Source organism: Streptosporangium fragile, assembly GCF_039534445.1.
Taxonomy (GTDB): Bacteria; Actinomycetota; Actinomycetes; order Streptosporangiales; family Streptosporangiaceae; genus Streptosporangium; species Streptosporangium fragile.
In genome coordinates this window covers 78,079-89,529 of record NZ_BAAAVI010000032.1, presented here as the reverse complement: position 1 = coordinate 89,529, position 11,451 = coordinate 78,079, and the positions used below count along the sequence as shown (strand labels likewise).

The 11,451-nt window shown below is 68.9% G+C and carries 9 protein-coding genes and 2 pseudogenes; 5 read left to right on the top strand and 6 right to left on the bottom strand.

All coding sequences use genetic code 11. The annotated features are described in order from the left end of the window. The 4 genes from ABD841_RS22050 to ABD841_RS22035 form a co-directional block, all read right to left on the bottom strand. A partial coding sequence (locus tag ABD841_RS22050; protein WP_344974826.1) for a beta-propeller domain-containing protein occupies positions 1-1,233 on the bottom strand: 1,233 nt, incomplete at its 3' end. A gap of 90 nt (positions 1,234-1,323) precedes the next feature. Then, positions 1,324-1,998, bottom strand: coding sequence for a DUF4158 domain-containing protein (locus ABD841_RS22045; RefSeq protein WP_344974822.1), 675 nt, complete (start codon positions 1,996-1,998; stop codon positions 1,324-1,326). Positions 1,999-2,607: 609 nt separating this feature from the next. Next, the gene (locus tag ABD841_RS22040) at positions 2,608-3,357 is read right to left on the bottom strand and encodes an SDR family oxidoreductase (protein ID WP_344974819.1); all 750 of its coding nucleotides are present in this window, start codon (positions 3,355-3,357) and stop codon (positions 2,608-2,610) included. 322 nt (positions 3,358-3,679) lie between these two features. Next, positions 3,680-4,420: an SDR family NAD(P)-dependent oxidoreductase gene (locus ABD841_RS22035; RefSeq protein ID WP_344974816.1), complete on the bottom strand. Its 741-nt coding sequence runs from the start codon at positions 4,418-4,420 to the stop codon at positions 3,680-3,682. 129 nt (positions 4,421-4,549) lie between these two features. Here ABD841_RS22035 and ABD841_RS22030 point away from each other — a divergent pair, with 129 nt between their 5' ends. The 3 genes and pseudogenes from ABD841_RS22030 (at position 4,550) to ABD841_RS22020 (ending at position 7,264) form a co-directional block, all read left to right on the top strand. Further along, positions 4,550-5,149, top strand: a complete 600-nt coding sequence (locus ABD841_RS22030) for a TetR/AcrR family transcriptional regulator (protein WP_344974813.1) — start codon at positions 4,550-4,552, stop codon at positions 5,147-5,149. 405 nt (positions 5,150-5,554) lie between these two features. After that, positions 5,555-6,040, top strand: a pseudogene (locus ABD841_RS22025) (DUF4158 domain-containing protein); the annotation flags it as partial. A gap of 499 nt (positions 6,041-6,539) precedes the next feature. Continuing rightward, positions 6,540-7,264: pseudogene (locus ABD841_RS22020) on the top strand (Tn3 family transposase). A 555-nt stretch (positions 7,265-7,819) separates the two neighbouring features. Here the strand turns inward: ABD841_RS22020 and ABD841_RS22015 are convergent. Then, complete coding sequence (locus ABD841_RS22015; RefSeq protein WP_344974810.1) at positions 7,820-8,188, bottom strand: hypothetical protein; 369 nt, start codon at positions 8,186-8,188, stop codon at positions 7,820-7,822. Between the two features lie 252 nt (positions 8,189-8,440). Between ABD841_RS22015 and ABD841_RS22010 the strand changes: the two genes are divergently transcribed. Together ABD841_RS22010 and ABD841_RS22005 are read left to right on the top strand one after the other, a co-directional pair. Then, positions 8,441-9,577 (top strand): MFS transporter, encoded by a 1,137-nt coding sequence (locus ABD841_RS22010; protein ID WP_344974807.1) that lies wholly within the window; start codon positions 8,441-8,443, stop codon positions 9,575-9,577. A 327-nt stretch (positions 9,578-9,904) separates the two neighbouring features. Then, positions 9,905-10,177 carry a hypothetical protein gene (locus ABD841_RS22005; RefSeq protein ID WP_344974805.1) on the top strand — a complete coding sequence of 91 codons (273 nt, stop codon included), beginning with the start codon at positions 9,905-9,907 and terminating at the stop codon, positions 10,175-10,177. Between the two features lie 78 nt (positions 10,178-10,255). Here the strand turns inward: ABD841_RS22005 and ABD841_RS22000 are convergent, their stop codons facing one another. After that, a complete protein-coding gene (locus ABD841_RS22000; protein ID WP_344974802.1) occupies positions 10,256-11,425 on the bottom strand; it encodes an MFS transporter in 1,170 nt (389 codons plus the stop codon). Positions 11,426-11,451 lie beyond the last annotated feature (26 nt).

The following is an 11,451-nucleotide window of genomic DNA, read 5'->3' as shown; positions in this document are numbered from 1 at the left end:
CACGTAGCGGGGCGCGCCGGGCGCGGTGATGTCGAACCGGTGCACCTCCGTCTCCCCCGCAGGCTCCTCCGGCGTCGCCGTCGGCGAAGGGGCGTCGGTCGGTGTGGGGGCCGGGTCCGGGAGCAGGGGCGGAGTGGGGTCGGGGTCCGGGGCGGCGGTGGCCGGGGGCGAGGCGATCTCGGGAGTGGCGGGCGGGGCCTCCCCGGCGATCGCCGGTTCGATCGACCTGGCCCACCGATACGGATTGTTGGTCACGTACAGGCCGGCGCCCGTCCCGTAGACGGTGTCGCCGTCGGCCGCCACGCTGATCGGGGTCGTCCCGGCGAGTGACTGCGACAGGTCGATGGTGTGCACCGTCAGCATCGACGTCCCGGTGTACTCCGCGGGGTGGCTGACCTGCCCGCAGTCGACGGTGCGCTCCGAGGTCACGCCGTTCGCCGACGTCAACCCGTACTTCGGCAGCCACGCTTCGATCGGTGCCGCCCCGACGATCTCCTTGTTGCGCCGGGTGCGCTCGTTCTCCGCCACGTCGAAGTCGATGCGGGGGAAGTCGATCTGCGGCCAGCTGCGAACCACGATCCGCACCGTCGAGCCGACCATCCTGGCGCCCACGTGGGAGCCGTCAGGGGTGAGCGAGCCGATCACCTTCGGCTGCCCCGACAGGTCGACGAGGACGTAGTGCGGGTCCATGCTCTCCCGGCGTTCGGCTACCCCGCCGAACGGGATGACCCCCCCGTCGGAGAACAACACCAGTGCCCTGTCGCCGCTGACCAGCAGGTTGGTCGCTGGGAAAAACACCTGCTCGGCGCTCAGGAGTTTGAGCGTTCCGGTGACCTTCCTGGTCGCGGTGTCCACCACCCTGAGCACGCCGCGGTCCACGGTGATCACCCGGTCGCCGTCGGTCTTCACCAGGTCGGGCTCGTCGACCCCGGTCTCGTGCGTGTTCGTGGGGGAGTGCTCGGGCGACGAGTTGAACGCGCTCCTGGCCTCGGCAACGTCGTCAATCAATATCCGCGATGGGCCGATCATGCCCAAGGAGTCGACGTTCTTCGCCGTCGCCGCGCGTAATCCTGCCAGCATGTCGTCGCAGCCGCTGTACGAGACGAGCTTGACGTTTCCCAGCTCGACCGGTGCCGTACGGCCGGCGCTGGACTTCGCCTCCGTCGAACTGCACGCCGTGGCGAGCAGGGCGGCGAGGGTGACCGCGCCGACCGTACGAATCGATGCCATCATGCCCCTACGACGTGCTGGACCGGCGCGCGGTTCGGCACTACTCGGCAGAGGCCCAGAAATAAGCTCTGGGTTCCCGAGCGCCCCTTCCGGTCATCCAGCCCCGGGACCAAGGCGTTCTTCGTGCAGAGCACGGGGTCGAGCAGCAATGGAACGGTCGGTGGCGTTAGCGAGGCGTCGGGGCGCGGCCGACGGGCCGGTCCGCCAGCGCTCCAGGTCCGAGACCTTCTTGCCCGGCGGCACCTCCAGCAGCGGGTCCAGCACCACCCGCTGCTGCGCGCTGAGCAGCACGGCCAGGGTGTCGTGCAGTTCCCGCGTGGCGCGTTCCCGCTCGCGCGCCACCAGCCGGGTCGGCGTGCTGATCCCGGGCAGCAGCACGTCGTTCTGGCGCAGCCAGCGCACCGCGTACGGGAACAGCGCGGTCGGGCCGTCGCCGGTGTTCCAGGCGTGCGCCCGTACCTTGCCCGCCGGTTCGGCCTCGGCCGAGGCGAAGTCCTTCAGCCCGAACGCCTTGGCGATCTTCCAGGGGTGTTCCAGCCGTGTCTTGTCCCGCTCGGTGTAGCGCTTCACGCAGGAAGGATCCTCGATCCCCAGCTGGCCGGCGACGACGTCCACGACCTCGTTCGGCACCTCCGGCGGGTCGGCCAGGAAGCACCCCAGGTAGCGAACGGTCACGAGCTGGAGAGCGAAGCCGCACTTGATGTGCCGGCCGCGATGTCCCTTGATGAGGGCCAGGTCATCGTTGTCGAGGAAGAAGATCTTCTCCATCTCGGCCCGGAGGGCGGACCGTCGTAACGGCCGTACTTCGCCGCTTCTGAGTCGCTCGGGAAGTCGACAGGCATGTACGCAACGTATGACCCAACAGACGCAGCCTCATCAGAGCGACACACCGTCACCGACCGCTGCCTACCGTCACATGGCGTAGATCGAAGTTGCGCTGTGAGATCGACCGGAATCCGGCGCGAGCCTCCTCTGCAAGCGGGAGATGGCAGGGGCTCACTGGCCAGCGGGAACCCGGTTGGCGCCGGATTCCGTTCCAGATCTCTCTGGCCGCCTACTCCCGCCACCGCCGCTTGGGGTCGATCACCTTGGAGAGGAAGCCGCCCTTTTCAGTGGCAGCTGCGCCTGCGACTACGCCTCCTGCTGTCCCGTCTCGTCCACTCACACGGCCCAGCTCGGAGCGGGTTTGGCGGCTGGTGACACGTTGGTTAACGGCACCACTTGTCCGCCCTCTTGCAGTCTCGGGTGTCAGATGCCGCCAGGGAGAACACCTGCGGGCGGACGTAAGCCGCGCCGCGGCAGGTTCGATCGGGTGCGCGCCGATTCAGCACCATGGGATCTCCGCATGAGACATCGTCAAGGAGGCGGCGCAGGCGCTCAGTATGCAAGCTCCCCGATGCCGCCATCGACGCGCAGCACGGTGCCCGCGGTGTAAGCGGACTCGTCAGAGGCCAGGTAGACAGCCGCCTTCGCCAGCTCGGTGGCGGTGCCGATGCGATGCAGGGGCACGGTCCGCCGGAGCTCGTCGTAGATGGCGGCCTGCCGCTCGGGGCCGAGCGACTTGAAGGTGTCGGTGAGGGTCGGCCCCGGGCTCAGCCCGTTGACCCGGATGCCCCGGTCCTTCAGCTCATAGGTCAGCCCGCGGGAAAAGGACAGCAGGCCCGCCTTGGCGGCACCGTAGACCGCCGCGTTCTCGTGCCCGATGAAAGCGGAGACCGAGCCGACGAGGATGACCGAGGCTTGCCGTGACAGGAGCGGCAGCAACGCCTTGATCAGGAAGAACGGTCCTTTGAGATTGGTGGCGACGAGCCTGTCGAAGGCCTCCTCGGTCCATTGCTCGATCGGGAGATGGGTGACGTCGGCGGCGTTGCTCATCACGATGTCGAGCTGCGGCCACTCCTCCTGCAGGCGCGCCGCGAGCGCCGCCTGGCCGGGCACGTCGCCGGCGTCGCTGAGGATGGGCAGCAGCGGGCCGTCCAGCTGCCGGGCGGCCTCCTCCAGCCGTTCCCGGGAGCGGCCGGTGATCGCGACAGCCGCTCCCTCGGCGAGGAACTGCCGGGCTGTCTCGAGGCCGATGCCGCTCGTCCCGCCTGTGATCAGTGCGCGCTTTCCTGTAAGACGACCCATTGACCTCTTTCTCCTCACTCGCGCCAAGGCGCGTGGTTCTGGTAACGATGACGGGCCATTCCCGCCATCACGGGACACCCACCGCAGGCGGCTCCTCCCTGCGGGCGGGGCTCCGGCCGACGGCTGTCCCCGGCGGACTTCACGTCTATGCGGATGCGGACCAGGACACATCTCTTGATCTTCCGGGCCCCGTCCGCGGAGGCATAAGTGTCGTGGTGGTGGCCGAGTCCAGGTACGGCCCTGACAGGCCCGGCATGGGAATACAGATGATCGGAGAACGCCCAGGCCGCCTCCGCCGTATCGGCGACTGGCGCGTCCGGAGTCAGATGGCGGTGCGGCCGCCGTCGGCGGCCACGACGGCACCGGTGACGTAGCTTGCCTGGTCACTGGCGATGAAGGCGATGACCTGGGCGACCTCGGCCGGGTCGGCGGTGCGCTTGAGCGCGGTCGTCAGTCCCATGCCGCCGAGGTCCGGTCCCATGGCCGCCACCACCTTGGAGGTGGTCATCGGGCCGGGCGACACGGCGTTGACGCGCACGTTGGAGGCGGCGAACTCGGCCGCCCAGGTACGGGTCAGGGACTCGATCGCTGCCTTGGTGGCGCCGTAGACCGCCATCGGCGGCATGCCCAGGCCGGCGGCGGTGGAGCTGACGTTGACGATGCTGCCGCCCCCGCCGGCGGCCATCTTCGGTGCGAGCCGGGCGACCAGGATGAACGGCGCGCGCACGTTGACGGCGAAGGCGGCGTCGTAGGCGGCGAGGTCCTGGTCGGCGGTCGCGCTGAACGGGACGACGCCCGCGTTGTTGACGAGGATGTCCACCGCCCCGGCGTCCTCGGCCAGCCGCTGCACGGCCTGCGGGTCGGCCAGGTCGGCGGGGACGAAGCGCACGGTGCCGGTCGCGCTGGCCCGTACGTCGTCCACGACCTGGGCGCCGCGACCGGGGTCGGTGCCGGTGATGATCACGTCGGCCCCGCCGGCGGCGAGGATCCTCGCTGTCGCGTGCCCGAGCCCGCCGATGGCGCCCGATCCGGTGATCAGCGCCGTCTTCCCGTTGAAGTCCATGGGGGTCCTGCCTCTCGTCCGCCGGCGCGCTCGCGCGCCGACCGACTTCTGTGTGGTCGTTCAAGAAGTCGTTCAGTCGTCACCGTACGGCTTTTTGTGCGAGCGGTCAAAAAGTCCTAACCTGGGGGTGTGGCACGGACAGGGCGCCCCCGCGCATTCGACAAGGACGAGGCCCTGGAGCGCGCGCTCCTGCTGTTCTGGTCCCGGGGCTACGGAGAGACCTCCGTTCAGGACCTCGTCGATGCGCTGGCCCTGGAGCGGGGCAGCCTGTACGGAGCCTTCGGCGACAAGCGGCAGTTCTACCTGGCGGCGGTCCGGCTGTACTGGGACACCTACGAGCGCCGGCTGCTGGCGGCGCTGGAGGCCGGGCCGGTGCTGCCGGCGCTGCGCGAGGTGCTCACCCATCCGGCCCGGGCGCAGGAGTACGCCTCCGACGTCGGCGTTCCGCAAGGATGCATGATCGGCAACACCACCGCCGAACTGGTCCCGCAGGATGACGAGGCCCGCGAGATCGTGGCCCGCTCACACGCCCGCTTCACCCGGATCGTCGCCGACGCCCTGCGGCGCGCGCAGGCCGGAGGTGAGGTCACCCAGGCCGCCACCCCCGAGGCCCAGGCGCAGCTCCTGCTGTTCACCGTCCAGGGCCTTTCCCTGGTGTCCCGCGCAGGGCTCGACACCTCCGCCGCACTCGCCGCCGTCGACGCCCTGATCGACGCCCTCCGCGCCTAACCCGCGGGCACGAGGCCCCACCGCGCCGTCGGCCGGTCCGGATCGCTGGGGCCTCGACGAGGTCACTGTACGACCCGGGGCCTTGCGCGAGATCCTCGAAGGACTTCACCGGTGACGAACGTGCCTGACAAACCCAGATAACCTGTCGGTCATGTTCCTCGGAGTCCGCGAACGGTCACGAGCTGGAGAGCGAAGCCGCACCTGATGTGCCGGCCGCGATGCCCCTTGATGGGGTTGCCGTAGTAACCGCCGAACATCCAACAGATATGGCTGACCTGCACGTATAACAGTCCGATGAACACCTATCACACACGGTTTCCTGCGTCCTGGCGTGGCCACTGCAGCCGGATGGAGCTGCGTTGCTTCGAGGCTGACCTGAGCGGGTGAAGTACGTTGGCGACCCGAGTGTTCACCGACGAAGAGATTGCGCGGCTGCGATCGTTCCCGGAGATCAGCCGCGAGGAGCTGATCCGGTTCTTCACGTTGACGGCGGCGGATGTGGAGTTCAATGATCCAGGCCGAGGACGGGGACCTGCCGATCGTCTTGGCCTCGCTGTTCAACTGTGCGCTCTGCCCTGGCTGGGTTTCGTCCCAGCTGATGTGGCCTTGGCGCCTCCCGCTGCGGTGGCGCGCTTGTCGGAGCGGTTGCGGATCTCAGTGGGTGAGCTGGCCCGCTACGGTTCCCGGGAGCAGACGCGTTCCACGCATCCACAGCAGGTGGCCCGATACCTGGGCTGGCGGAGCGCGGGCGAGTTGGAGCGCAAGGAACTGGAGGAGTTCTTGCTGGCGCGGGCGATGGAGCATGACTCACCCAGCTTGTTGTTCCGGCTGGCGTGTGAGCATCTGATCTCCTCTCGGGTGATCCGGCCGGGCGTGGTGACGTTGCTGGAGCGGGTGGCGGCGGCGCATGCGGCCGCCGGCCGGGAGACCCACGGGCGGGTCACCCACTTGCTGACCCCCGCCTTGGTAGCCGAGTTGGACAACCTGCTGCTGGTCGATGCGGAGCTCGGCACGACCCGGTTGACGTGGCTGACGACCCCGCCGGTCAGTGACTCGCCCGAGTCGATCAAGAACGAGCTGGCCAAGCTGGCCTTCCTGCGCGGCATGGACGCCCACACGCTGGATGTGTCGGTGCTGCCGGTCGAGCATCGGCGGTTCCTGGCCTCGGTGGGACGGCGGCTGACGGCTCAGTCGCTGGACCGGCGTGAACCGCAGCGCCATCATCCGATCCTGCTGACGCTGGTCAGTCAGTGCGCGGTGGAGGTGCTGGACGATCTGGTGGCGTTGTTCGACCAGGCGGTCTCGGCGCGCGAGGGCCGGGCCCGGCGCAAGCTGAAGGACATCCTGGCCGATCGGGCGATCCCGATGGAGGAGCGCCAGGCGCTGCTGGATGAGATCCTGCCGGTGCTGCTGGACGTCGCCGTCCCGGACGAGGAGGCCGGCGCGCGGCTCCGGGGCGAGCTACCGGTGGTTCGCCGACAGGGGCCTGTCCACCTACACCCACGCCTCGGATCAGTTCTCCACCTACGGCACCAAGGTCATCGTGGTCACCCACCGCGAGGCGCAGTACGTGCTGGACGACATCATGGGCAATGCCACCGACCTGCCGATCACCGAGCACGCCACCGATACGCACGGCGTGACCTTGGTCAACTTTGCTCTGTTCGACCTGGTCGGCCTGCAGCTGTCGCCCCGGATGCGTGACCTGGGGAAGATCACCATGGGGCGATTCGGATCGCGGGCGGCCACCGAGCGGTCCTGGCCGCTGGCCGGGCGGCTGCTGACCCGCCGCTTCGACCTCGACCTGATCGCCGAGCAGTTCGACGACCTGTTGCGCCTGGCCGGCTCCATCAAGTTCGGACAGGCCACTGCATCGTTGATCGTGGGCAAGCTGTCGGCCTCCTCCCGGCAGAACGCGATGGCGGCCGCGCTGAAGGAGTCGGCATGATTCGCCGTACCGTCTACGCCGCCCGCTATTTGTCGGACGAGGCTTACCGGCGGCGCATCGCCCGGCAGCTGAACAAGGGCGAGAGCCTGCACGCGCTGCTCGACGACAAGGTCGCCGACGCCGAAATCCGCGCCGCACGCAGACGCCGTGACCAGGCAACACGCTGAGGAATTGCACGACCAAGCGCGCCTTGGTCGTTGCGAGTCGCTGACATCGAACCGGAGCCTCCCACTGACAGGGTTGCAGGGCTCAACGATCCATCAGACGGGTTTCTGCTGGTCAGGCAAATGTGTTGGATATTCGGCGCTCACTACGGCAACCCCTTGATGAGGGCCATGTCCTCGTTGTCGAGGAAGAAGATCTTCTCCATCTCGGCCCGGCGGGCGGACCGTCGTAACGGCCGTACTTCGCCGCTTCTGAATCGCTCAGGAAGTCGACAGGCATGTACGCAACGTATGACCCAACAGACGCAGCGTCATCAAAGCACCACAACCGTTATCAACCGCTGCCTACCGTCACATGGCGTAGATCAAAGTTGCGCTGTGAGACCGAACGGAATCCGGCGCGAGCCTCATCTGAACGAGGGGAGATGACAGGGGACATCTGACCTGGGAGAACCCCGCTAACGCCGGGTTCCGTTCCAAGTCTCTCTGCCCCCCGACCCTAGGCCGTCCCGCCGCCCTCGATCAGGACAAGGCTGCCGCGATCGTCGAGGCATACCGTCAAGGTGCCGCCGTCAAGGCCTGGCGCGTCGGCACCAGGTCGCCCCCAAGACCATCCGGCGCATCCTGGACGCCGCCGGCGCCCGCGACCTGCCCGACCCGCTCGACACGCCGTCGGCCGACACCGACGAACAACGCCACGCGCCCGCACCGGACCCGGACGTGCTCCTTGATCTGCCCGGACTGCTCGCCGATCACCTGCGCACCACCGGTGCCGAAACCGTTCGCCAGACCCTCGCCTCCGGGCAGACCATCCGCCGCGGCCACGGCTACTCCATCCGCATCGCGGCCCCGCTTGCGCTCCACCGCGCCGCGCTGGAGCAGAGCGCTGCCCTCGCCGACGCCGGCCCGGCCGAGCACAAGGCGCATCGGGTGTACGCCGCCCGCGTGACAGCCGCCCGGACCCCCCAACCATGATCGGCTTCGCCGATAACCCCAGTTCCGCTGATTCTCGAGCGGCGTTCCGCGGATGAATTTCGGTTGCGGTGGGACTGGTGGGCTTGGTGGGGTATCTGCATGGACGGCGCCATTGAGCAGGTGCGATGGGCGAGAGCTGGAAGAGGCCGCACGATCACGCGACAACCGGCTCCATGGCACAGGCTTGCGGTGCTCGGGGCTCTGATGCTGGCGGCCCTCACTTTCAACACCGCGGAGAACCTGCCGGTCGGCCTCCTGGAGCTCATCTCCGAAGACCTATGGGTGTCCCTGTCAGCGGTCGGTCTCCTGGTCACCGGTTACGGCGTGACGGTGGCCATCGCATCGGTGCCGATCGCCCACGTCGTGCGGGCCGTACCCCGACGCTACGTGCTCACGGGACTGCTGGTCGCGCTCGTGGTGTCCAGCCTCGTTGCGGCGCTGGCCGCCGCCTACTGGCAACTCCTCGGAGCGCGGCTGCTGACCGCACTCGCCCAGGCGCTGTTCTGGGCCGTGATGGGGCCAGTCGCGGTGGGCCTGTTCGCGCCCGAGGTCCGGGGGCGTGTGGTCGGGGCACTGTCCGTCGCCGGTTCGCTCGCCCTCGTGCTCGGTGTTCCCGCCGGGACCTGGCTGGGCCGGCAGAGCAATTGGCAGGTGCCCATCGCCCTGCCGGCGGCTCTGGGGCTTGTCTCTCTGGTGACGATCGCCGTTCTGCTGCCGACTTCGCGCCCGGAAGAGGAGCCCGCCGCCTACGCCACCAGTCCCGACGTGCGGCGGTTCGGGACGGTACTGGCGGCCGGGGCCTTGTCCGCCACCGGGGCGTTCACGGGATACACCTACATCGTGACCTTCCTGGGGGACGTGAGCGGGTTCTCCCCGAGCACGGTCAGCGTCCTGTTCGCGGGTTTCGGTGTCGCCTGTCTGGCCGGGGTGAGCATCACTGGGGCGTTTCTGGATCGTTTTCCGCAGTCCGCGCCGGCCACCGCCGTGGCCACGCAGGCGGTGGGCATGCTCGGCCTGTACGCGTTCGGCGCTCATCAGGTGGCGGCGGTGGTGTTTCTGATGCTGATGGGCGGTGCGCTCGGACCGGTGTTCATGGCCACACAGAACGCGATGCTGCACTGCGCACCGGGCCGCACGGACATCGCCCTGGCGGCGAACTCCGGCGCCTACAACGCCGGCATTGCGGCGGGAGCCGCGATAGGGGCACTGGTCCTGCCACTCGCCGAGGTACGGGGCACCTTCCTCGCCGGCGGGCTGCTGACCGTCGGGTCTTGCGCGGTCCTACTCGGTGGCCGGCTGCTACGTGGGCACCGTTATACAGAACGCTCAACACGCCGATAGGGACGCCGGCGCGTAGCCGCCGACAGCTCAGACGACCGCCGACCATGACCGGATGTGCCCGCAGGCTTCCGGTTGTGACCTGTGGAAGCCTTCCGGCGACACACATCCGAACGGAAAGTCACGGTAAGCCGCTCAGCTCTCCTCTGCTAACGGGACTTTTCGTTCGGATGCTCGTCATGCCCCGTCCCCGTGGTCGCCGACTGTCTCAACGCGGATCACGAGCGCGCAGCGAAGGAAGGCTCCCGCCACTTGAAGTAGGTTGCGGAACGGCGGGCATGGCGCGATCCCGTCCTCAACGACCTGTTCCAATGCGGCATCGGCGTCAAAGTGCTGGAGAGCATCGCGGCCGGCGAGCACGCCGAACGCTCCCTGATCCTCGCCCTGGCCGAAGACCGCCGCCGCGACATCACCCGCAAGACCAAGAACGGCCTGGAAGCAGCCCGTAGACGTGGCAGGGCCGGCGGCCGGTGGTCGACGACGACGAACGCGCCGCGATCCTCGCCCGCCGCGAACGTGGAGAATCCATCCGCACCGTCGCCGCCGGTGCCGCGGGACGAGTGGTCCGGGCCGTACTGCCGTACTTATAAATCTACATTGTAAAGGCGGCCGTCCGGATTGCAAGATCATTTACAGAGGACTGAAGACTCATCACCCGAAAAGAGAGGGCGCGGGCCTGGGTCACCGGGGGTGGCGTCCGGAGGCGGGAGGACGCAGGGCGCCGGCGGTGGCGGCCATGAAGGCGGCCAGCAGTGCGGGGATGGCCAGGGCGGCGGGCAGGCCGATGAGTTCGGCGGCGCCGCCGATGATGGCGGGACCCGCGACGAGGCCGGCGTAGCCGACGGTGGCGACCTGGGCGATGGACTGGCCGGCGCGGGCGGGGTCGTGGTTGCCGGCGGCGGAGAAGACCTGGGGGACGATGGTGGCCAGGCCCAGGCCGAACAGGGCGAACCCGGCGATGGCGACGGGGACGCGGGCGATGAGCAGGGCGGTGGTGAGGCCGAGGGTGGCGATGACGCCGGAGTAGCGGACGAGGCGGACGGGGCCGAGGCGTTGGGCGAGGTGGTCGCCGGCGAAGCGGCCGATGGTCATGGCGGTGGCGAAGACGGCGAAGCCGAGGGCGGCGATGCCTTGGGGGGCGTCGAGGTCTTCGAAGAGGTAGACGGCGGTCCAGTCGTTGGCGGCGCCTTCGCCGACGAGTCCGGCGAAGGCGACGATGCCCATGAGGATGATCCAGCCGTTCCAGGGGGCGCGGTGGGGTCGGGTGGTGGTGTGGGTGGTGGGTGGGGTGGGGAGGAGGTGGCGTCGGGCGTGGAGGGAGAGGATGGCGAGGGGGATGCCGACGGCGGCGAGGGTGGTGCCGGCGCTGAGGTCGAGCCAGGCGAAGAGGCCGCCGATGGCTGCGCCGAGGAGGTTGCCGATGCTGAACATGCCGTGGAGGGAGGACATGATGGGGCGGCCGTGTGCGCGTTCGACTTCGACGCCGTGGGCGTTCATGGAGACGTCGAGGGAGGCGTTGATGAAGCCGTAGAGGAAGAGGGTGGTGATGAGGGTGGGGAGGTTGGGGGCGTAGCCGGGGAGGATGACGGCGAGGGAGGTGGCGATGGCGGCGGGGGTGATGAGGCGGGCGCTGCCGAGGCGGTCGGTGAGGGGGCCGGCGATGCGCATGCCGGTGACGAGGCCGATGGCGATGGCGAGGAGGCCGTAGCTGAGTTGTCCGTCGGTGAGGTGGAGGGTGTGTTTGACGGCGGGGATGCGGGCGGCCCAGGCGCCGGAGGTGGTGCCGAGGAGGATGAAGAAGTAGGAGACGGCGCGGCGGGCGTTGGTGGGGTTGGGTGTGGTGGTGGTCATGGTGCCCCCGGATGTGTGCCTGCTCC